This is a genomic window from Stenotrophomonas tumulicola (assembly GCF_014117215.1).
Classification (GTDB): Bacteria; Pseudomonadota; Gammaproteobacteria; order Xanthomonadales; family Xanthomonadaceae; genus Stenotrophomonas; species Stenotrophomonas tumulicola.
The window spans coordinates 1-21,043 of the sequence record NZ_JACGXS010000009.1 but is presented as its reverse complement, the minus strand read 5'-3'; the positions used below and the strand labels follow the sequence as shown (position 1 = coordinate 21,043).

Sequence of the window (21,043 nt, the reverse complement as noted above, 5' to 3'; positions counted from 1 at the left end):
CCGGGGAAACGCCATCCCACGAAGGTCGCAGCCCCCGCCTGCGGGCGATCGCCGATAATCGGGCTTTCCCCCACGAAACATCCTCGTCATGTCAGTAGATCGCATCGCCAACGCGCGTCTTCGTGACCGCGTGGTCTCCGCCGAGGCCGCAGCCGCGCTGATCCAACCCGGTGAAACCGTCGCCATGAGCGGCTTCACCGGATCGGGCTATCCCAAGGCCGTGCCGGTTGAGCTGGCCCGCCGCATCGAAGCCGTGCACGCGCAGGGCCAACCTTTCCAGATCAGCCTGATGACGGGCGCATCCACCGCACCGGAACTGGATGGTGCCTTGGCCAAGGCCGATGGCATCGCCATGCGCATGCCGTTCCAGAGCGATCCGGATGCACGCAAGCGCATCAACGAAGGCAAGCTGGATTACATCGACATCCACCTCAGCCATGTCGCCCAGCACGTGTGGTTCGGTTTCTATGGCGAGATCGACACGGCGGTGATCGAAGTCTCGGCGATCCGCGAAGACGGTTCGCTGGTGCCCTCCACCTCGGTGGGCAACAACAAGACCTGGCTGGACCTGGCCAGGAAGGTGATCATCGAGGTCAACGAATGGCAACCGGCCGGCGTCGATGGCATGCATGACATTTACTACGGCACCGCACTGCCACCGCACCGCAGGCCGATCCCCCTGGTCAACGCCAACGACCGCATCGGCGAAACGGCGCTGCGCTGCGACCCGGACAAGATCGTGGCGGTGGTGCGCACCAACGGCCCGGACCGCAACAGTCCGTTCAGCCCGATCGACGCGACCAGCGAGCAGATCGCTGCGCACCTGATCGACTTCCTGAAGCACGAGGTGGCCAAGGGCCGCCTGCCTGCCAACCTGCTGCCGCTGCAGAGTGGCGTGGGCAATATCCCCAACGCAGTGCTGGCTGGCCTGGGCAAAAGCGGATTCCGCGATCTCGCTGCGTTCACCGAAGTCATCCAGGATGGCATGCTGGACCTGCTGCGCGATGGCGTGCTGGGCTATGCCTCCTGCACCGGTTTCGCGCTGAGCCCGCAGGCCAATGACACGTTCAAGGAAAACATCGATTTCTACCGTGAGCGCATCATCATGCGTACGCAGGAGATCTCGAACCATCCGGAACTGGTGCGCCGGCTGGGCTGCATCGGCATGAACGGCATGATCGAAGTGGACCTGTACGGCAACGTCAATTCCACGCATGTGATGGGCTCGCGGATCATGAACGGCATTGGCGGCTCGGGCGACTTCGCGCGCAACGGTTTCCTGTCGGCGTTCCTCAGCCCGTCCACGGCAAAGAACGGATCGATCTCGGCGATCGTGCCGATGGTCAGCCATGTCGACCACACCGAGCACGACGTATCGGTGATCGTCACCGAACAGGGCCTGGCCGACCTGCGTGGGCTGACGCCGCGCAGGCGCGCGCAGCTGGTGATCGATAATTGCGCGCACCCGGAGTTCCGTGCGCAGTTGCAGGATTACTTCGACCGCGCCAGCCGCGAAAGCTACGGCAAGCACACGCCACACCTGTTGCCCGAAGCGTTGAGCTGGCACCAGCGCTGGCTGGATACCGGCACGATGAAGGCCTGAGCATCGTCGGGTGTCGAGCTTGCTCGACACCGCGCACTAAGAGCACAGCGCGGTTGCGATGTCTGTGATGTCGAGCAAGCTCGATACCACAGAGGCGCATGGGGTATCAGCCGGTGAGCGCTCCGTGGAAGCGGCCCGCCGTTGGCGGCAGTCTACTTGTGCGGAACCCTACGCGGAGTTTTTCACGATGGAGCCGATCAGTTCACCTACCCCGTCCACCTTCGCTGCCGCGCGCAGCGCGTCACCCGCCGCCGACACACGGACGTTTCCCCATTCCGTCGTCAACACGGCTCCATTGGTACCCGTCCTGCAGTCGGATGCTGCAACCGCCACCGACGCCCAACGTTTCGTCGACGGCGTGGCAGCGGTATGCCGGAAACAGGGGCTGGCGAGCGCATTGGTCTACCTTCAGGGCGGCCAGCACCATGGCGATGCCATCGTGGCAGATGCCTTGCAGCAGCTGATCGCCTTTCTGCCGTCAGACAGGGCATGGGAGCACGAGGTCCGTGCCACACCTGCCAAGGTGGACCTGCTTGCCGCAAAGGCGGCCGCTCTGCGTGCACTGTTGCAGCAGATCGAGAACGCGATCAGCCAGGGTCACGGCCGCGATGGCATGACCGGGTTTGCCACACGGGCCGGCAGGTTGCTACCGATGATCAACGCTGCGGAAGCGGCCGGCAACGCGGAGGAGCTGGGGCTGGAAATCAGCACCGTGATGGGCTGGCAGGGCCGCGCTGTCGGCGAGGTCATGGACGCGCTGGCCACCGATGCACCGGTCTGCTGCCATGCGTTGTGGGCCCGCTATGCGCTGGACCAGGGGGACTGGCGCGCTGAGGACAATCGACAAAGAATCTGGACCCTGCTGATCGCCGGCAAAGACAATCGATTCACCCATGCAAGACGCATTCAGAGAGCGGATACGTTCCATGGTCCTGTGATGGATGCGCTTCGAAGCGATCACCGTGCCGATAACGTAATAGAACGCTTCCATATCACCTGCCCGATGCTGCAACGATGGGCGCGAGAGGCGGCGGAGGCCCTCCACTTGCACGGGAGACTGGACGACAGGAACCGCTTGCCATTCCATGCCGGCATCTGAATGCCTTGGTTCCGCTATGTCAGGGCGAGCGGCTGATCGCGGCAACGCCGCTGCAAGCGGAATGTTGAAGCGGGTGTCGCTGCAATAGGATCAGATGCAGACTCATTACAGGGCTGAAGGGCGAGATCCGCACCAGGGGCGCGGTGGTCGTGGACATCACCCACCCCACGTCCAGCGATACCCTTCGATTACTCAATGAACACGTGGCACGCAAGGGTGCACCGGACAGTGGCGTTCTGCCTGGCGCACGCCCCGCAGTTGGATACCACGAGCCGTGGCGGTGATGATCGCAAAGTGGAAGCCACGCGTTGCGGCATCGGCTGTGATGGGCACATGGATATCGCACCCAGTAGTTCCCGCACGTCGCACCTCATTGCCCCGTCACAGATCCTGCAAGCGAGCGAGGCGTCCGTCCTGCCGGTGTCTGGCGTGGCCAACACCGCCACAGGGCTCGCTGCACCTCTCGCTGCCGCACCTGCGGCAGCCTCGGCGCCCGTTTCACTGCTGGATGGAATGCGTCGACGGGTCGCACAGAACGGCGTTCCCAGGACGGTGGCGCTCTGCCTGCGCGCAAAATCGGCTCATTCAACGCTGCAACACGCCATCCTGTGCCAGCGTTTGACACTCGCCCTGGCTGATGACCGGACCCCTTCCTCCCCGCTCCACCCGCTCGCAACAGCCCAGAGCGACGCCTGCCACGTCTATCGCGGAATACGGCCGTTGACTCCCGCTGCCTTCCTCACTTATCACGATGCGCTGCGCCAGCTGCGGAGGGGAATTGCCGAGGCCGGGACGACCTTGGCAGGTACCTACGGCTTCATGCAGCAGTCGGCGGCATGCGAGCGCGCGCTGCAACGCGCACGGTCACCGGAAGACACCCGCGCCGCACTCAGTGCGTGGTTGAACTGGCAATGGTCGGCCCTGCCCGCGATGCAGGTGGATCCCTTGATGCGCGCACCCCAGGGCGAAGAGCCTTTCGGTCCGCTGCGCTGTGCCTATGCCCTGGATGAACCCACTTTCCACCGTGATGCGATCGTCGCCGCACTGGAAGCGCAGCGGTAGCGCGACGAGCAGGCCCGGCGCCTGTTCCTGGCACCGCAGTTGCCGCGGAGCCCGGTGCCGTCGTCGGGAGGCTGACCCGCGGCATCCATCAGCGGCGCAGCATCGGTTGAGTGGTGACGGGCATGGCCCGTCACTACCGGGTGTCGGTGCTGTCAGCCATGCAGGGCAGCCAGTGAGTCGGCCTGCAGCGTTTCGTACAGGGCGAACTCGTCGTGCACGCTGGCACCCAGGGCCGCTTCAAAAGCGTCCCGGTTGGCATGCGCGGCATATGCACGCTGCTCGCCCCCACCCAGGTTGGACTGGAAAATGCCGGCCGCGCTGACCGGCAGGAAATCCTCGTAGATGATCGGGTCGGCCGTGGCCAGGCCGGCGGCGATCAATGCGTCGGCCGGCAGGTCGGCAACCTGTTCCGGTGCCGCACGGCCGGCAGCCGTGAGCTGGTAACGGTAGTAACCCAGGCCTTCGCGGCGCAGCGTGTCGTGGTCATCCGGGAAGGCGGCGAATGCTGCCCGCAGGCGTGTGCCGTAATCGCTATCCGTGCTGCCCGCACCGTCGCTGTCGCGTGCCTGCGCCAGCAACTGGTCATACAGCGCGCGCCCCTTTGGGGTCAGCGCAAGCCCGCGCTGTTCGATCTCGCCGAAGCGGGCCGTGTGCGTGCCGGTGTCGCCGCCCTGCGTATCGGGGAAGTGCACCGGTTCTTCCAGCGCCTTGAAGCTGGTCTGCCGCAGCAGGATCGGGCAGGCGCGGCGCGGCGGCCCTTCGATCACGGCTTTGGCGGCGATGCCCGCCTCTATCATCCCCTGCTGTGCGGCGTCGATGTCCAGCGTGCGGGGGGTGAGATGGTTGATGTGCGGGCCACGGAAGCTCACCACGTCGGCAATCAAGCGGTGCGCCGCGCTCAACGCGTGGTATGTCTGCAGCGCCACCGTGGCATCGCTGTGCCAGCGGAAGGTCTCCAGCGCCTCGGTGACGAAGCGCGCGGCATCGGCCTGGGACAGGCCGCCATCACGTTCGGCCTGGGCGATCAACGCCAACGCGCCATCGGTGAAAATGCGGCGACGGGCAAGGATATCGGCCGCCTGGGCACGCAGTGCCTGGTCTTCGATCAGTTCCAGGCGCAGCAGCGAGGTGAAAACGCGAAATGGATTGGCAGCCAGTGCATCGGCCGCCAACGGGCGGAACGCGGTGGAGTGCACCGGCACGCCGGCCACGCTGAGATCGTAGTAAGCCACCGGTTGCATGCCCATCACCGCGAACAGGCGACGCAGGGTGGCCAGCTCTTCCGCCGTGCCCACGCGGATGGCGCCGTGGCGCTCTTCGTCCAGGCGCCCGCGACCGTCATTGCGTTCCAGCTGCGCGGCAAGTTCACGGTCTTCGCCCAGCACCTGCGTGTTGATGCGCGCCACCAGGTCGACGAGGTCGCCGTACAGCGGCACCTCGGCGCGGTACATGCGTGACATGGCCTGGGCAAACTGGCGGCGGATGGCATCGGGCGAAACGAAATCAGCAGCGCTCATGGGCAACCCGGTAAAGGAACAGGAGAGTGCGAAGCACCATTGTAGACGCAGAGCAGCAAAGCCGATTCCCGTAGCGCCGGGCCATGCCCGGCGGGAACCAGACGCCGCCGAACGTGGCAGGGCCGCCGAGCATGGCTCGGCGCTACAGGGGGGCTACGTAGGCCGATTCCCGTAGCGCCGGGCCATGCCCGGCGGAAACCAGGCGCCGCCGAACGTGGCAGGGCCGCCGAGCATGGCTCGGCGCTACGGGGTCACCGGGCGTACTGGCGGCGCAACACGGCGTCCAGCGTGATCGGTCGATCCCAATGCTGGTAGCTGTCCACGATGGCGTGGCGCACCGCGCGCCAATGCAGGTTGCCCGGCTCCACCGGAAGGCGCGTCACCACCGCCTTCCAGCCACCTTCCGGATTGGCACTGAAGGCGCGCACGCTGTCACGGCAGCTGCGTTCGATCGCCTTGGCCCAGAAGCAGGCGAAGTACACATCGGCTGCCTGCCAGCCGTGGTGGTTGATCAGCGCAGCAGCATAGCCGCGCGGCACGCCGCTGTAGCGCGCCACCTCGTCCAGGAAACTGTCCGGATAACGCTCGGCGTAGTGGTTGATGTCCTGCAGCCAGGTATCCACCCAGGCGTCACCGGTGTCGACCGAATACGCGGACGACTTCTCGGCCGTCTGCTGCGCCAGCGCGATCGCCGGCACCAGCAGCAGCAACATCAGCATTGATTGCAACAGGCGGCCCATGGTGGCGATTGTGCCGCAGCGCTCCGCCGCTGTCAGGCCTTGGCCGCCTTGGCTTCGATCGCCAGCAGGGCCTCGGGCCAATCCCAGGCGGTATCGGCGGTGACCATGCGCGGCTCGTCATCGGCCACGCCATGTTCGGTTTCGTGCGCCCAGGTAACCGCATACGGGGTGTGGACACCCCAGCCCCCCAGCGTCACCACCGGCTCGATATCCGAACGCAGTGAATTGCCGACCATCACGAACCGTTGCATCGGCAGGTCGAATTCCGCCAGTACCCGCGCATAGGTCTCGGGGTCCTTCTCGGACACGATTTCAATCCGCGGGAACAGGTCATGCAGCTGCGCGACCTTGATCTTGGCCTCCTGGTGGAACAGGTCGCCCTTGGTGATCAACACCACCGGATACTGTTCGGCGATCTTCGCCACCGACTCACGCACGCCGTCGATCAGGTCTACCGGGTGCCGCAGGGTTTCATGCCCCAGGTCCAGGATCTTCTGGATGTGCGCGGCACTGATGCGCTGTTCGGTGATCTCGATGGCCGCTTCGATCATCGACAGGCTCATCGCCTTGACGCCATACCCGAACACCGCCAGATTGCGCCGCTGCACATCCAGCAGGTGGCGCGCGGTGCGGGTGTCGTGCACGTCGATGTAATGCGAAAGCAGGTCCAGGTAATCCTGCTCGGCCTTGCGGTAATAGTCTTCGCTCTTCCACAGCGTATCGTCACCGTCAAAACCAACCAGGCCGATGGCGCGCGAAGGCGCGGGCGTGGAGGTAATCATCGCCCAAGGATAACAGGCCGGGCCACGCCCTCGTCTGCGTGACCCGGCCTGCGATGGTCATCCGGTTCGTATCGGCCAGCGGCCGGCACTTAGCCGAGGATCATTCCCGATCAGTTGCCCTGCGGCGGCGCCGCACCGGCGGCACCCTGCTGGGCCTTCTCCACGAAGGCCTTGTATTCGTCCGGGGTCAACTCACCGTCAGCGTTGGTATCGGCCTGTTCGAATACCTGGGAAAGGCCGGCATTCACTGCCGCCTCGCTCTTGCTGATGGTGCCATTGCCATCGGTATCGACGCTGGCCCAGGTCTGGCCATCACCGCCGGACTGTGCCGCAGGCTGTGCCTGCTGCGTCGGGGCGCCCGTCGTCGGCGGCTGCTGCTGTGTCGGGGCAGCGCTCTGCGCCATGGCGGGAAGAGCGAACACGCTGCCGGCGGCAACGAGAAGGGCGATCAGCGGCTTGCGGTTACGAAGGGTCATTGGGTGGTCTCCTTTGGAAATGTCGCACGGGCTTGTCGTATTCCGTACGAAAGCCACCCTGACAGCGCGGCGATGAACGCCCATTGCAACGCGATCGGCATGGGCACACGCACTTAACCAATGAGCCGCACGCATCCGCTACCCCAGTGGTTAGGCTCAGGTGAACAAGCAGTAAGGCTCGCATTCAGCGAACGTATATTTAACCCGCAGCGAACGAATCTCATGCAGTTTCGCTGGATTCCCTGGCTGAGCGCGAGCTGAACAACAGCCAGCCGAGCGCGACACCGCCGAGTGCGCCGATGATTTCCAGCACGACCCGCGTGCCGAGTTCATTCGGGTCATGCACGGTGGCGAGGAACAGCCGCGCGTAGAACGGCGACTCCAGGCGGACGATGCCCATGTAGAAGAGCTTCCACATGTCGATGCCGGCGGAAACCACCACCGAAACCCCACAGGCCCAGCCCAGGGCATGGCCCACCGTCCAGCGCAGCGCGCGGCACAGGTGGTGGAACAGGAAGTAGACCAACAGGCCCACCAGCAGCGCGATGCCACCGGCTTCCAGCGATCCCAGCAGCCCGAAATGAAGAGGAAGGTTCATGGCGACAGTGTACGGGTCATCGCCCACATGCACCGCCGGGGATGACCAGCCGCCAGGGCGGCTACCGGGACAGCCGGATCACTCCACCGGCACGTCATAGGCCATCTGCGGGTCCGGCTCCGGCTGGAAGGTGTAATGCCACCATTCCATCGGGTAATTGGCAAACCGCTGCCGCGCCATGGCATCCAGCAGGCGCTTGCGGTTGGCGCGTTGCCCGGCGTCCAGCCCTGCCGCATTGGTATGCGCGCGTGGGCCGAAGAAATCGAAATCAGTGCCCATGTCCAACGGCGTGCACTGATCTGCTTCGCAGCGCATCAGGCCCAGGTCCACGGTGGCGCCACGGCTGTGGCCGGAATATTCGGCGATATACCCACCCAGCAGGTCCGGTTTGGCCAGGTCCGGATACTGCAGTGCCTTGCGCGAGGTTTCATCCGGGTCCCGCGCCCAGGCCACGAACGCCTTCACCGAGCGCACCGGCCGGTAGCAGTCGTATAGGTGCAGGCCGTAGCCGTGCGCACGCAGCTCGCTTTCCACCTTCGCCAATGCAACCGCGACCGGCGCCAGCAGGTAACAGGCCGGTGCTTCATATCCCGGTACCGGCTGGCCGGTGAAGTTGTTCGCGCTGGCATAGCGGATGTCCAGGCTGATATCCGGCGACAGCGTGCGGATATCCACCAGGCCGGCCTGCGCCGTGGTGGTGGCGGGCGAGACCGTGGGTGGCTCAGCGGCGCGTGCCGTCGTTGCCAGGGCAATCGCCAGTGCGAGTGAAGTGCAGGTCCTGGAAGTCATAGCTGAAGTCGATGTCCGGATCGATCGCGCGCAGCGCGAGGGTGGGCGTCGCCGTCGCCGTGGGCTGCAGCCACGCCTGGGCAGCAGCTTCCAGCGTATCCCAGCGCAGCAGCCAGCGCGTTCCAAGCTGCATCACCTCCGCCTGCAACCGCGGCGATTTCTCCACGCTGAAACGCAGCCTCCCCTCCTGCGGGCACAGCGAGGCATCGCCCAGCCATGGATCGCGATAGGTGCCCTGCAGGCCAGCCAATGCCGCTGCCGCTGCCGGGCGCGCGTCCTTCGTGTCCGGCGCATGGTGGCCGGCTTCGTGCCGCTGCGCGCGTGCCTGCGCCAGTTCGTCCAGCCAGGCATCCACGCCCTGTACCGTGTCCGGCGCGGTGTAGTGCTTCAACGCTGCCTGCATCAGTGCGGTGCGTGCGTCCTCACCCTCGCCGTTGATCAGGATCACCACGCCGGTCTGGCGGTCGGGCAACAGGGCCAGCGAGGAATACATGCCGGACAAGGTGCCGGTATGGGCCACCTTCCACTGCCCATCCATGTCCGACAGCCGCCAGCCAAGGCCGTAGCCGGAGAAGTGTGCGTTGTCCCAGCGGCGCTGCCGCTCACCCAGTGGCATCGGCATGTGCAGCGTCCACAACTGCCGACGTTGTGCGTCATCCAGCCATCCCGGCACCCGCTCCGGATCCAGCAGCACCTGCATCCAGCGCAGCATGTCGTTCAAGGAGCAACGAATGCCGCCTGCCGCCATCGACGGCAGGTCCGCGCTGGCCACGCCGTCGGCGGCCACCACCGTATTGCGGCCTGCGCGGCGCACGTGCGGCTGGGCGATGTTGCCCACGGCAGCGGTGGACCAGGCCCCCACCTGGCAACGCTGCAGCCCCACAGGTTCGAACACCTGCTCGCGCATCAGCTGGTCGTACGGCTTTCCGCCTGCGGCCGCGGCGACCTCGCCGGCAACGACGTACATCAGGTTGTCGTAGGCATAACCACTGCGGAAGCTGGTGACGGGCTGCAGGTGGGCCAGCCCGGCGATGATGTCGGCACGGGTGAAATGGTTCGGTTCCGGCCACAGCATCAGGTCGCCTGCCCCCAGGCCAAGCCCGCTGTTGTGGATGAGCAGGTCGCGCACCTGTATCTGCTGCGTCACCCACGGGTCATGCATGCGGAACTGCGGCAGGTACTTCGTGACCGGATCGTCCCACTGCAGCCGGCCCTGCTGCACCAGCCTGGCCAGCAGCGCGGCGGTCATCGCCTTGCTGTTGGAGGCGATCTTGAACAACGTGTCCGGATCGATGCGGCTGCCCGCCGCATCGCCGCGCACGCCCCAGCTGCGCTGGTAGACCACCTTGCCATCCTCCACCACGCCCATGGCGATGCCGGGCAGGTCTTCGCGTTCCACCGTGCGTTCGAGCATCGCATCGAAGGGCGAAGCTGCCGACGCGAACGCCGAAACAGCCGACAGCGCGGTGGTGAGCAGCAGCCGACGCGGATCCATCAACGCTCCCGGTGTCTGGTGTAGCGCCGAGCCATGCTCGGCGGATGCAAGGGCAACAGCAGCGGCGTGACGACCCATGGTCGTCACCCGCGAGGACAGGGCCGTCAGAAGTTCCAGGCCACCACCAGTTGTGCGTACCGCGGCGCCTGCCAGCGGGTGCCGGTGTTGAAGGTGGTTTCCCGGTACACGCCAGGCTGGCTTTCATAGCGCTGGTGCACGTTGATGACGGTCTGGTTGTTGAACAGGTTGTAGACCGACAGCCGTGCGCTCAGGTCGATGCCATCCACCGGCAACCGCCACGTCACGTTCGCACCCATGGTCCAGGTCCACGGCAGGCGACCGAAGGCGCCGCGCGAGGTCCGCTCGAACACCCGCTCGCCATCCGCTCCCGAACAGTTGGCCACGCACAGCCAGCCGGTGCCGCCACCGCTGCCCTCGCTGGAGGTACTGCCGCCGGCCACCGTGTCACCCGGCCACATCACGCCGAAGGCCGTGATCGGACCGCCGGACTGCACCTGCAGCGTGCTGCCGAACGACCATTGCTCGTTCAATGCATACGCCGCGCGGAACTTGAACTGATGGCGGAAGTCGTTGAACAGCACGCCATAACGTTCATTGTTGGACGGATGATCCCAGTGCTGGACCATGCCGGTATCGCCGTAATTGGTGTCCGAGTTCACCGGGCCCTCGAAGTTGCCCTCGCTCTTGGCCCACAGGTAGGAAGCGTTGAACATCCACTTCTCGTCCCATGCGCGGTCCAGCTGGAACTCCAGCGCCTTGTAGGTACGCTTGGGCTTGGAATAGCCCACCACTTCGTCGCTGCCGCCCTTGGCGTAACCACTGTTGGCCGTGTCTATGGTGATCCAGCCCTCGGTATCGCAGCCTATGCTGGAATCACCCCAGATGGTCAGGCTCTCGCCCGGATTGGCGATCGGCCACAAGGTACTGCCGGTGGGGCCGCAGGGCGTGTAGTTCAGGCGCATGTCGTCCAGCGCACGGGTCATGCGGCGGTAGGTCGCATTGACGCCCCACGACCATGCCTGGTCGATCATGGTCTGGAAGCCGAGGATGTATTCGTCCTGGTAGACCGCTTTCAGGTCCTTGTCCACGCTCTGGCGCAGGTCGGCCGCGCCGGTGTTCATGCGGGTGTCGGTAGGACCGATCTGCTGGCCGATGACCGGTGCCATGTAGGGCGCGCCGGTGACCGGATTGCTCATCTGCTGCCAGCCGTCCAGCACGTAGTAGCTGTATTCGTCGGTGAGCCCGCCGGCAAAGTTGACGTTGATGTTGTTGGTCACCGGCAGGTAGTAGCGGCCGGCGTTGCCGAACAGCTTGGTGCTGCCGTCGCCCTTCATGTCCCAGGAGAAACCTACCCGCGGGGCGATCAGGTCGTCCATCTTGATGAAGGCGTCACCGTCGGCGGTGCGGTTCTCGAAGCGGTCCCAGCGCACGCCCAGGTTCAACATCAGGTTCGGGGTGATGTTCCAGATGTCTTCCAGGTAGAACGCGTTGGCCTCGGTTTCGAAGGTGCCACCGGACACGCGGTTGCGTGCACGCAGCATCTGGTCCACGCCGGCCGGTACGTAGGCGCCAGCCCCGTCCCACACCTCGTCGCCCGGGCTGGCAAGGTAGGCGGTATAGGTCATCTGGTTCGGGCCGGGATAGCGGGCGGACTGCTCGGTGGTCATCAGCTCGCGGTCGACGCCGAAGCGCAGCAGGTGGTTGCCGAGCGCCCATTCGAAATCCAGGCGCGCCGCATCGCGGGTGTCGTCACGCTCTGCGATGGCGGTGCCGGTGGGATGGCAGCCGGCGCGCAGGCCATTCAGGCGCCCCAGGTAAGGGGCATAGGTGGCATCGGTGAACACCGCATCGCAGTACTGGTCCAGCGTGGAGTTGGAGAAGGCACGCTGGTTGTTCTGCCCCACCATCGCCTTGGCGGTGAAGTTCTCGCCGAAACGACCGGTATAGGTAGCCGACCAGTTCTTGCCACCGCCGTCGGTCAGGGTGTCACCTCCCCACTCGCCAATCCTGCGGTTGTCCCAGTCATAGCCGGACGATGCCTGGGTAGCTTCGGTTTCGTCGGAGAACGCCAGCAGTTCCAGGGTGTGGTTGTCGGTGATGTTCCAGTCCAGCTTGGCGCCCCAGAAATCATCATTGCCGTCGTTGTCGTACCACGTGCGCCCGTCCGAGGCGGTGTTGTGGCCGTTGGTATCGCGCTTCTCATACATCGCGAACAGGAACAGCTTGTCCTTCACCAGTGCACCGGAACCCCAGACATTGGTCTTGGTGAACGAGGTGGCATCGGTGCTGGCATAGGAATGCGGCGAACCATCGCGATGGAAATGGTCGCGCGCCGCTGACTTCCAGGCGCTGGGTTCGAAGGTGACCTCCGCACCCCCTTCGAACTCGTTGCTGCCCGAGCGGGTGACGGCATTGATGACGCCACCGGTCGAGCGGCCGAACTCCACCGAGTAGCCGCCGGTCTTGACCTGGAATTCCTGGAAGAAGCCAAACGGTGCGCTGGAGAAGCCGCGGCGGGTGTACATGTCAGTGACGTTGAGGCCGTTGATGTACACCGCGTTCTCGGCGACCGAGGAACCGGCAAAGGACAGGCCACCGAAGGAAGAGTTGCCGCCCACCACGCCCGGCGCCAGCAGCGCCACGGCGGACAGGTCCTGCGCCACCGGCAGCCGCGAGATTTCCTGGCGGTTGACGTTGAACGAGGTTTCGGTGGAGTACACGTCGACGCGGTTGATCACCCGCGTACCGACCACCTGCAGTGCGTCCAGGTTGACCACGTCGCCACTGCTGGCCAGGTTCACCGTGGTGGTGCCACCGACGCTCACGCTGACGTTGACCGGTTCGCCTTGCGGCTGTCCGTCGCGGACCAGTTGCAGCGTGTAGTCACCCACCGGCAGTTGGCCCAGCCGATAGCTGCCATCGCCGCCAGCGGTGGCCGAGCGCGTCAGCCCGGTGCCACGGTTGACCACGGTGACCTGGTCACCGGCCGTGGCCCGTCCGGCCACCGCGCCTGACACGTTCTGTGCCGATACGACGCTGGGCACCATCATGCCCATACACGTCCCCAGGGCGATGCTCAATGCCGCCCTCTTCATGCTGATTGCCTTCATCCCCTGCTCTCTCCTGCAAGAATTGAACGGTGTGGTTGTCAAGGTGTCGCGCTGGGTGTTTCATCCACGGGCAGTACCCGCCACTGGAACCGGTAGTCCCATTGGTCGAAATACAGGTTGCCGCCGGACCACTCGGCCTCGCCGCGCTGCGAGTCCACTGTTTCCGAACGGAAATGCTGTTTGGCCGGGACCAGCGGCTGGCCGAAGTCATCGTTGAAGGCGATGCGGTAGCCATCGATGCCGCCGAGATAGAAGTCGCGCAGCACGGGCTCATCGCTGTCCAACGCGCCGGTGGTGACGTCCATCGGCAGCCAGCCATAGGGCGCCAGGTACACCGCGCTCCAGTCGTGCAGGTTGCTGTACGCGGTGGCGTTGTCGGAGAACACCATGCCCGACTGCCAGCGCGCGGGAATGCCGTTCATGCGCAGCAGGGTGATGAGCAGCAGGGTCTGCTGGCCGCAGTCGGCATGGCCAGCCTGCAGCGCGTACTCGCTGATGTTGCTGATGGTGGAATATTCGCGGGCACCGGCCCACGGAATCTGGTCGACCGCGGTGAACAGCCGGCGCACGATTTCGTAGGGGCGTGTTTCCCCCTGCAGGATGCGTTCGGAGTACGCGCGCAGGGCAGGCGTGAAACGCACATGCGGCGGCTGCTCGGCAAGGAAGGGCGCCAGCGCGGCATCGCGCGGAACAGGCTGCACCCTGGCAGGATCGATGGCGGTGTGCTGGGCGCTGACGGTCAGCGCGTAACGGACCTGGAAGTGCGTGGGCTGGCCGGCCACGGCCTTGGCTTCCAGGTACGCGGTGCGCTGCAGGGTGTCGCGCGGGGCGATGCGTGCCGTTCCCGGCGTACTGCCGATCCATTGCAGGTCTTCCTGCTGGCCGCTGATCTCGCGCGGGTACGGAATCCAGGCGCGCACGGTCTCCCCGGCCGGGACAGCATCGGCCTTGACCACCAGCGACTGCGTCACTTCCACGCGCTGCGGCAGCACCGAGGCGGTGCCACTGCTTCCTGCGGCCGCAACTACCTGTGCGTGGTAACCGGTCAGGTTTTCGTAGGGGCCGTCGGCAGGCATCGGGGCATCGGCACGGCGACGTGCGCGCGCTTCGGCACTGAGCCGGAACAGGTTCGACGGGGCCCGGTTGAAGTACCAGCGCTGTCCGTCGATCTGCATGTGCTCGAGCAGCCCCTGCCCGTCCCAGCGCGCGAACTCTTCATCGCGCAGGTCCGGGATCCAGCGCCGCAGCCTGTCCTTCGCCGCGGCCTGGTCGAGGGTGAAGTCCATGCGGATGCGGCGCATGCGTTCGACCTGGAATGCCAGCGCGTCACGCTGCGCGGTGGCCGGGGCGTTGGCCAGCTGGGCGTTGGCCTGCTCGGCGGCCGCGCGGAAATGGCCCTGGTCCACCAGCGCGCTGATCTCCTGCACGGGCCCATCGACCGTGTCGGCGGCGGCCCCGAAGGGCAGCGCCCACAGCAGTGCGGCGGCACACAGGCCGGCGACAACGGGCAAAGGCAGTTTGCGAACGACTGGATCCACAGCGACACTTCCCCAGCGCGGGTGGTAACCGCTGTGTAACACGCACGGGATAGGTGGTCAATAATTTATTCTTGCGTTAACGGAAAAAAGGAATAACTATTCCAAGAGCTTTCAAAGAGGGTGACCGCCGCATGTTCCTGGCTTCCCGACACACCTCCCGCCGGCACGGGCTGGCCCTGGCGCTGGTGCTGTGCATCGGCAGCGCGCCGGTGCTGGCGCGCCCGGCTGCCGCCGACGACGCGCCCGACCCCGGTCCGGCGCTGCCGTACATCATTGGCCTGCACGAGGCCTACCTCAGCCCCGGATACTGGGCCGCGCGCCTTCCCGACGCCGACACGCCCATCCTGGACCGGCGGCAGATCGATGCGCAGCACGCGCGGATGCGCGCCGAGGATCCCCATATCCAGGACATCGCCGCACTGCCGGCTTCGATTCCCGCCAGCCAGGTACGCAGCGCGATCACCGCGCTTTCCCACTGGCCGTCGCGCCCGCTCCATGACATCCATGGCAACGCCATCCCGGCGGCCCTGCGCCAGGACATCGAGGCCAACCTCGCGCTGGATGCCATTGCCACGACCACCGTGCCGCAATACGGCCTGGTCGTGCATCGCGGCGCGTTGCGTACCTTCCCGGCGCGGCAACGTGTCTTCAGCAGCACCGAAGGCACCGACATCGACCGCTTCCAGGAATCGGCCCTGTTCCCCGGCGACAAGGTCGCGGTGGTCCACCGCAGCGCCGACGGCGCCTGGTTGTTCGTGCACAGCGAACGCTACAGCGCATGGATCGAAGCACGGCACGTGGCCACCGGCAACCGCGAGACGGTGCTCGGCTATGGGGCACAGGGCCCGTACCGGGTGATCACCGGTGCCGTGGCGCATACCGCCTACACGCCGGAAGATCCGCGCGTGTCGCGGCTGCAGCTGGACATGGGCGTGCGCCTGCCGGTGCTGGCCGACTGGCCGCCGGCCCAGGTGGTAAACGGCCAGCAGGCGCATGCCTCGTGGGTGGTGCAGTTGCCGGTGCGCGAGCCGGACGGCACGCTGTCGCTGGTGCCGGCACTGCTGCCGCGTTCGCAGGACAGCAGCAGCGAGTATCTGCCGCTGACGCCACGCGTGCTGCTGCAGCAAGCCTACAAATTCCTCGGCGAGCGCTATGGCTGGGGCCACGATTACGACACCCGCGACTGCAGCGGCTTCGTTTCGGAGATCTACCGCAGCGCCGGCGTGCTGTTGCCGCGCAATACCAGCGCACAGGGGGTCAGCCCCGCACTGGACCGCATCGCCTTCACCGACAAGGACGGCGCTGCCACGCGCGACCGTGCGGTGGCGGCATTGCAGGTGGGTGACCTGGTCTACATTCCCGGCCACGTGATGATGGCCATCGGCCATGTCGAAGGCCGCACCTGGGTGATCCATGACACCGCAGGCGGCAGCTGGAAAGACGCCGACGGCCAGCGCATCCAGGCGCACTTGAACGGTGTATCGGTGACCCCGCTGGAGCCGATGATGGCCAGCGACGAGCTGCGTTACATCGACCGTATCACCAACATCCAGCGCATCCGCGCGCAGACCCCCTGAATGAAGATCACAGACATCGAACTGGGCATGCTGCGCGTGCCCCTGAAGACCCCGTTCAAGACCGCGCTGCGGACCGTGGAAACCATCGAGGACGTGGTGGTGATGGTGCGCACCGACAGCGGCCATACCGGCTATGGCGAAGCAGCCGCCACCGCGGTGATCACCGGCGATACGCACGGTTCGATCATCGAAGCCATCCGCCATTTCATCAAGCCGCGGCTGGTCGGCCAGGACGTGGCCAACCTCAACCAGCTGTGCGCGCTGGTACAGACCTCGATGGAGCGCAACAGCAGCGCCAAGGCGGCGGTGGAAATCGCGCTGTACGACCTGTGGGCACAGCTGCATGGCGCACCGCTGTACCAGATGCTGGGCGGCGGCGACCCGGTGATCACCACCGACATCACCATCAGCGTGGATTACATCGACAAGATGGTGGCTGATTCGCTGTCGGCCATCGACCGTGGATTCGAGTCGCTGAAGATCAAGGTCGGCAAGGACATCGGGCTGGACATCGAGCGGGTCAAGGCGATCCATGCCGCCGTGCAGGGCCGTGCGCTGCTGCGGCTGGATGCCAACCAGGGCTGGACGGCCAAGCAGGCCGTGCATGCCATGCGCACGCTGGAAGAAGCCGGCGTGGTGCTGGAACTGTTGGAGCAGCCGGTCAAGGCCGCCGACATCGCCGGCCTGAAGTACGTGACCGACCGGGTCAATACACCGGTGATGGCCGATGAAAGCGTGTTCAGTCCTTCGCAGGTGATCGACCTGATCCAGCAGCGCGCGGCGGACATCGTCAACATCAAGCTGATGAAGACCGGTGGGCTGTCCAACGCCATCCGCATCGCCGACATCGCCGCCATCCACGACGTACCGTGCATGATCGGCTGCATGATCGAATCCAGCATCAGCGTGGCCGCTGCCGTGCACCTGGCGGTGGCCAAGGCGGACGTCATCGTCAAGGTGGACCTGGATGGTCCTTCGCTGGGCCAGTTCGACCCGGTCAGCGGTGGGGTGACATTCAACGAATCGGAGATCAGCATCAGCGATGCCCCGGGGTTGGGGATCACCGAAGTGCGCGGATTGGAGATGCTGGCGTGACCGTCGGCCCCACCGCGATGCCCTGCGCAATGGAAACCGCTGCATGCCGCCCCTGCTGAAGATCCGCGCCGAGCGCGGGCAGATGTCGGCGATCGAACGACGCATCGCGGATTTCATCCTCGACAACGCCCACCTGCTGCGCGATTACTCCTCGCAGCAACTGGCCAGTGCGCTGGGCATCAGCCAGTCCAGCGTGGTCAAGTTCAGCCAGAAGCTGGGCTTCAAGGGCTACCCGGACCTGAAGTACTCCATCGGCCAGGACGTGGCGCGCAGCGGCGGCGGCCCGTCGTCGCCGCCACCCACCAACGATGGCATGGATGGCTTCAGCCGCATCGCCAAGGCGCTGCAGGCCAGCAAGGCAGCCGCCGAAGACGAGACACGCGCGGCCAACCCACAGGCCGACATCGAACGCATCGTCACCCTGGTCGATGGCGCTCCCAAGCTGTTCGTCTACGGCTTGGGCGACGATGGCCTGTATGCCCGCGAGTTCGCCATGCGCCTGTCGCTGCTGGGCATGCTGGTGGTGCACCACGCCGATCCCATCCTGATGCTGGCCAACCTGTCCGCCGCGCGGCCCGGCGACGTCATGCTGGTGTTCTCCGAGTTCGGCAAGCTGGCGCAGCTGTCGATGCTGTCGCGGCAGTTCCAGGACGTGGGCGGCAAGGTGGTATCGATCACCCGCCACACCGCCAACCCGCTGCGTGCGCATGCCGACGCGGCGCTGGCGGTGTGTGCCGAAGACCGCGCACCGCACGTTGCGCAAGTGCTGTACCGTTCCTCCCTGCAGTCCCTGCTGGATTTCGTCTTCGTGCTGCTGTGCGAGGCCAACCCGGACCGCAACCGCCAGCTGGCGGTGAACCTGGAACGCATCGAACACCTGCTGGACACCTGACCGGAGCCTGCCCATGAAGTCGCTGTTGCGTTGCCTCCTCGCTGCCGTGGCATTGCTGGCCGGCCCTGCCTTGGCTGCATCGCCGCTGGACGGTGCCGGGCAACTGGTGGTGGTCACCAGCGAAGGCTGGGACAGCACCCAGGGACGGCTGCAGGCCTGGTCGCGCACCGACGCGGGCTGGCAGCGCGAAGGCGAAGCCTTCGAGGTGGCGCTGGGCCGCAGCGGCAGCGCCTGGGGCGTGGGCCTGCATGCCGATGGCGTGGCATCGCCAGGGGAACCACGCAAGCGCGAAGGTGACGGACGCAGTCCAGCCGGCGTATTCGCGCTGGGCACCGCGTTCGGTTACGCCGCGCAGGCCGACACGGCCCTGCCCTGGCAGCCGATGCATGAAAGCAGCTACTGCATGGACGTGCCGGATTCGCCGTATTACAACCGCATCGTCGATGCGGACACGGTCGGTGCCGAAGCAGTGGAGGGGTCGACCGAGCCGATGCGGCTGGACCTGCACAACGAAGGCGACGTGCGCTACCAGCAGGGGTTCGTGATCCTGCATAACCCACGCAACGTACCCGGCCAGGGCAGCTGCATCTTCGCGCACCTGTGGCGCCGGCAAGGCGAACCCACCGCTGGCTGCACCGCGATGACCGCCGCGCACATGCAGGGCCTGCTGGCGTGGCTGGAACCCGACCGGCAGCCGCGTTTCGTGCTGTTGCCGCGCGCGGCGTACCGCCAGCTGCAGGCGCAATGGCAGTTGCCCGCGCTGGATGACACGCGCGGTGCGCGCCAGTGAGCGACGCATCCGGAAACGAAACCACGCCAAGCCTGCAGCGCGCGGTCAGCCGCTGGCAGATCGTCGGGCTGTCGATCAACGATGTAATCGGCAGCGGCATCTACCTGCTGCCGGCCGCCACGGTACTGCTGCTGGGCCCCTTCAGCCTGTGGGGGGTGGTCGCCGCGGGCATCGTGGTGGCACTGCTGGTGCTGTGCTATGCGCAGGCCGCCAGCTATTTCGACGAGCCCGGCGGAAGCTACCTGTATGCGCGCGAGGCGTTCGGGCGCTTTGCCGGCTTCGAGATCGGCTGGATGATCTGGCTGACCCGGATCAGCTCGGCGGCCGCCTTGAGCAACGCGCTGGCCGACGCGGTGGCGCGCTTCTGGCCGTTGGCCGGTAGCGGCGCGGGGCGGATCGCGGTGATCGTGCTGTCGCTGGCATTCCTGACCGGGGTGAACATCATCGGGGTGCGCTCTGCCGCCCGTACCGGCGTGGTGCTGGTGATCGGCAAGCTGGTGCCGCTGCTGCTGTTCGTGGCCATCGGTGCGTTCTACATCGATCCGCAGCTGGCATTTTCCGGGCAGCGTCCGGATCCACATGACCTGCAGCGGATGGGCGAAGCGGCATTGCTGCTGTTGTATGCCTATGCGGGCTTCGAGAACATCCCGGCCGCCGCCGGCGAATACCGCAACCCGCGCCGCGACATCCCGTTCGCGCTGATCACCATGATCGTCACCGTCACCCTGATCTACGCGGCGGTGCAGATCGTCGCCCAGGGCACCCTGGCCGGGCTGGCCGGTTCGGCCACGCCGCTGGCCGATGCCGCCGCCGGCTTCGGCGGCGAAGCCCTGGCGCTGATCCTTACCGTCGGCGCGACGATCTCCATCCTGGGTACCAACAGCAACACCATGATGATGGGGCCGCGCTTCCTGTTCGCGCTGGCCGCCGATGGCTATGGGCCGAAGGTGCTGGCGCAGGTGCATCCGCGCTTCCGCACGCCGGCGGCCGCGATCCTCTGCCAGGGCATCATTTCGCTGGCGCTGGCACTGAGCGGTTCGTTCGTGCAGCTGGCGTTGCTGTCGATGACCACGCGCCTGTTCGCCTACATCGGCACAGCGGCGGCGGTGCTGGTGCTGGCCAGGCGCTATGCCGACCGGCCAGGCGCGTTGCGGCTGCCCGGCGGCCCGTTGATCCCGGTGCTGGCGCTGGTGCTGTGCCTGGCCCTGTTCGCCAGCGCCAGCTGGGCCAACATCCTGGCCGCACTGGCTGCATTCGTGGTGGGTGCGGTGATCTACCGGTTCCCGCGCCGGGAAGGGTAGCGCCGAGTCATGCTCGGCGGCTCTGCTTTCCAGCAACACGGTGCGTGAGGCCAACACGCTGCTCGAAGCAGGCCGCGCTTCGCGCTCGCCGAGCATGGCTCGGCGCTACCGGGTTTGCGGAGCCCACGCCATGAGCCCCGATAACCAGAGGCGCTCACTGATTATTGGCGCGAGCATTATGTGGGTGCGGTGATCTGCCGGTTCCCACGCCGGGAAGGGTAACGCCGAGCCATGCTCGGCGGGTCTGCTTTCCGGCGGCACGATGGTTGGGGCCAACACGGTGCTCGAAGCAGACCGCGCTTCGCGCTCGCCGAGCATGGCTCGGCGCTACCGGGTTTGCGGAGCCCACGCCATGAGCCCCGATTACCAGAGGCGTTCACCGATTATTGGCGCGAGCGTTATGTGGGTGCGGTGATCTGCCGGTTCCCACGCCGGGAAGGGTAGCGCCGAGCCATGCTCGGCGGCTCTGCTTTCCAACGACACGGTGCGTGAGGCCAACACGGTGCTCGAAGCAGGCCGCGCTTCGCGCTCGCCGAGCATGGCTCGGCGCTACCGGGT

At 66.0% G+C, this 21,043-nt stretch carries 17 protein-coding genes; 8 read left to right on the top strand and 9 right to left on the bottom strand.

The genetic code is table 11. The features are described 5' to 3' along the window. Positions 1-88: 88 nt before the first annotated feature. The 3 genes from scpC to H4O11_RS14945 all read left to right on the top strand — a co-directional run bounded on the left by scpC (position 89) and on the right by H4O11_RS14945 (position 3,764). The gene (gene scpC, locus H4O11_RS14955) at positions 89-1,603 is read left to right on the top strand and encodes a succinyl-CoA:acetate CoA-transferase ScpC (RefSeq protein WP_182340237.1); all 1,515 of its coding nucleotides are present in this window, start codon (positions 89-91) and stop codon (positions 1,601-1,603) included. Positions 1,604-1,790: 187 nt separating this feature from the next. Further along, positions 1,791-2,702, top strand: a complete 912-nt coding sequence (locus H4O11_RS14950; RefSeq protein WP_182340236.1) for a hypothetical protein — start codon at positions 1,791-1,793, stop codon at positions 2,700-2,702. Between the two features lie 333 nt (positions 2,703-3,035). Beyond that, complete coding sequence (locus tag H4O11_RS14945; protein ID WP_182340235.1) at positions 3,036-3,764, top strand: hypothetical protein; 729 nt, start codon at positions 3,036-3,038, stop codon at positions 3,762-3,764. A 152-nt stretch (positions 3,765-3,916) separates the two neighbouring features. Here the strand turns inward: H4O11_RS14945 and hglS are convergent, their stop codons facing one another. The 9 genes from hglS to H4O11_RS14900 form a co-directional block, all read right to left on the bottom strand. Next, positions 3,917-5,281, bottom strand: coding sequence for a 2-oxoadipate dioxygenase/decarboxylase HglS (gene hglS / locus H4O11_RS14940; RefSeq protein WP_182340234.1), 1,365 nt, complete (start codon positions 5,279-5,281; stop codon positions 3,917-3,919). 251 nt (positions 5,282-5,532) lie between these two features. After that, positions 5,533-6,021, bottom strand: a complete 489-nt coding sequence (locus H4O11_RS14935) for a hypothetical protein (RefSeq protein ID WP_182340233.1) — start codon at positions 6,019-6,021, stop codon at positions 5,533-5,535. A gap of 32 nt (positions 6,022-6,053) precedes the next feature. Further along, positions 6,054-6,803, bottom strand: coding sequence for an HAD family hydrolase (locus tag H4O11_RS14930; RefSeq protein WP_182340232.1), 750 nt, complete (start codon positions 6,801-6,803; stop codon positions 6,054-6,056). Between the two features lie 110 nt (positions 6,804-6,913). Continuing rightward, entirely contained in the window at positions 6,914-7,279 is a 366-nt protein-coding gene (locus tag H4O11_RS14925) for an EF-hand domain-containing protein (protein WP_182340231.1), read from the bottom strand. Between the two features lie 220 nt (positions 7,280-7,499). Further along, complete coding sequence (locus H4O11_RS14920; protein ID WP_182340230.1) at positions 7,500-7,877, bottom strand: hypothetical protein; 378 nt, start codon at positions 7,875-7,877, stop codon at positions 7,500-7,502. 78 nt (positions 7,878-7,955) lie between these two features. After that, positions 7,956-8,666 (bottom strand): M15 family metallopeptidase, encoded by a 711-nt coding sequence (locus H4O11_RS14915; protein ID WP_182340229.1) that lies wholly within the window; start codon positions 8,664-8,666, stop codon positions 7,956-7,958. Further along, a complete protein-coding gene (locus H4O11_RS14910) occupies positions 8,599-10,161 on the bottom strand; it encodes a serine hydrolase (protein ID WP_182340228.1) in 1,563 nt (520 codons plus the stop codon). The genes H4O11_RS14915 and H4O11_RS14910 overlap by 68 nt, the downstream gene beginning before the upstream one ends. A gap of 104 nt (positions 10,162-10,265) precedes the next feature. Then, complete coding sequence (locus tag H4O11_RS14905; protein ID WP_182340227.1) at positions 10,266-13,292, bottom strand: TonB-dependent receptor domain-containing protein; 3,027 nt, start codon at positions 13,290-13,292, stop codon at positions 10,266-10,268. A 38-nt stretch (positions 13,293-13,330) separates the two neighbouring features. Then, the gene (locus H4O11_RS14900; RefSeq protein ID WP_182340226.1) at positions 13,331-14,830 is read right to left on the bottom strand and encodes a transglutaminase domain-containing protein; all 1,500 of its coding nucleotides are present in this window, start codon (positions 14,828-14,830) and stop codon (positions 13,331-13,333) included. A gap of 131 nt (positions 14,831-14,961) precedes the next feature. Here H4O11_RS14900 and H4O11_RS14895 point away from each other — a divergent pair, with 131 nt between their 5' ends. Genes H4O11_RS14895 through H4O11_RS14875 form a run of 5 tightly spaced genes read left to right on the top strand, consistent with a single transcriptional unit; the run spans position 14,962 to position 20,485 of the window. Next, the gene (locus H4O11_RS14895; RefSeq protein WP_182340225.1) at positions 14,962-16,407 is read left to right on the top strand and encodes a C40 family peptidase; all 1,446 of its coding nucleotides are present in this window, start codon (positions 14,962-14,964) and stop codon (positions 16,405-16,407) included. Next, the gene (locus tag H4O11_RS14890; protein ID WP_182340224.1) at positions 16,408-17,502 is read left to right on the top strand and encodes a dipeptide epimerase; all 1,095 of its coding nucleotides are present in this window, start codon (positions 16,408-16,410) and stop codon (positions 17,500-17,502) included. It abuts the gene before it with no gap. Between the two features lie 43 nt (positions 17,503-17,545). Beyond that, a complete protein-coding gene (locus H4O11_RS14885) occupies positions 17,546-18,394 on the top strand; it encodes a MurR/RpiR family transcriptional regulator (RefSeq protein WP_182340223.1) in 849 nt (282 codons plus the stop codon). A 13-nt stretch (positions 18,395-18,407) separates the two neighbouring features. Next, a complete protein-coding gene (locus H4O11_RS14880; RefSeq protein ID WP_182340222.1) occupies positions 18,408-19,184 on the top strand; it encodes a L,D-transpeptidase family protein in 777 nt (258 codons plus the stop codon). After that, the gene (locus tag H4O11_RS14875) at positions 19,181-20,485 is read left to right on the top strand and encodes an amino acid permease (protein WP_182340221.1); all 1,305 of its coding nucleotides are present in this window, start codon (positions 19,181-19,183) and stop codon (positions 20,483-20,485) included. The genes H4O11_RS14880 and H4O11_RS14875 overlap by 4 nt, the downstream gene beginning before the upstream one ends. The last annotated feature ends 558 nt before the right edge of the window (positions 20,486-21,043 follow it).

What these genes read in the sequence shown, in the direction of transcription:
- scpC (WP_182340237.1), top strand. Translation starts at nt 89, where the DNA reads ATGTCAGTAGATCGCATCGCCAACGCGCGTCTTCGTGACCGCGTGGTC.
- H4O11_RS14950 (WP_182340236.1), top strand. Translation starts at nt 1,791, where the DNA reads ATGGAGCCGATCAGTTCACCTACCCCGTCCACCTTCGCTGCCGCGCGC.
- H4O11_RS14945 (WP_182340235.1), top strand. Translation starts at nt 3,036, where the DNA reads ATGGATATCGCACCCAGTAGTTCCCGCACGTCGCACCTCATTGCCCCG.
- hglS (WP_182340234.1), bottom strand. Translation starts at nt 5,281, where the DNA reads ATGAGCGCTGCTGATTTCGTTTCGCCCGATGCCATCCGCCGCCAGTTT.
- H4O11_RS14935 (WP_182340233.1), bottom strand. Translation starts at nt 6,021, where the DNA reads ATGGGCCGCCTGTTGCAATCAATGCTGATGTTGCTGCTGCTGGTGCCG.
- H4O11_RS14930 (WP_182340232.1), bottom strand. Translation starts at nt 6,803, where the DNA reads ATGATTACCTCCACGCCCGCGCCTTCGCGCGCCATCGGCCTGGTTGGT.
- H4O11_RS14925 (WP_182340231.1), bottom strand. Translation starts at nt 7,279, where the DNA reads ATGACCCTTCGTAACCGCAAGCCGCTGATCGCCCTTCTCGTTGCCGCC.
- H4O11_RS14920 (WP_182340230.1), bottom strand. Translation starts at nt 7,877, where the DNA reads ATGAACCTTCCTCTTCATTTCGGGCTGCTGGGATCGCTGGAAGCCGGT.
- H4O11_RS14915 (WP_182340229.1), bottom strand. Translation starts at nt 8,666, where the DNA reads ATGACTTCCAGGACCTGCACTTCACTCGCACTGGCGATTGCCCTGGCA.
- H4O11_RS14910 (WP_182340228.1), bottom strand. Translation starts at nt 10,161, where the DNA reads ATGGATCCGCGTCGGCTGCTGCTCACCACCGCGCTGTCGGCTGTTTCG.
- H4O11_RS14905 (WP_182340227.1), bottom strand. Translation starts at nt 13,292, where the DNA reads ATGAAGGCAATCAGCATGAAGAGGGCGGCATTGAGCATCGCCCTGGGG.
- H4O11_RS14895 (WP_182340225.1), top strand. Translation starts at nt 14,962, where the DNA reads ATGTTCCTGGCTTCCCGACACACCTCCCGCCGGCACGGGCTGGCCCTG.
- H4O11_RS14890 (WP_182340224.1), top strand. Translation starts at nt 16,408, where the DNA reads ATGAAGATCACAGACATCGAACTGGGCATGCTGCGCGTGCCCCTGAAG.
- H4O11_RS14885 (WP_182340223.1), top strand. Translation starts at nt 17,546, where the DNA reads ATGCCGCCCCTGCTGAAGATCCGCGCCGAGCGCGGGCAGATGTCGGCG.
- H4O11_RS14880 (WP_182340222.1), top strand. Translation starts at nt 18,408, where the DNA reads ATGAAGTCGCTGTTGCGTTGCCTCCTCGCTGCCGTGGCATTGCTGGCC.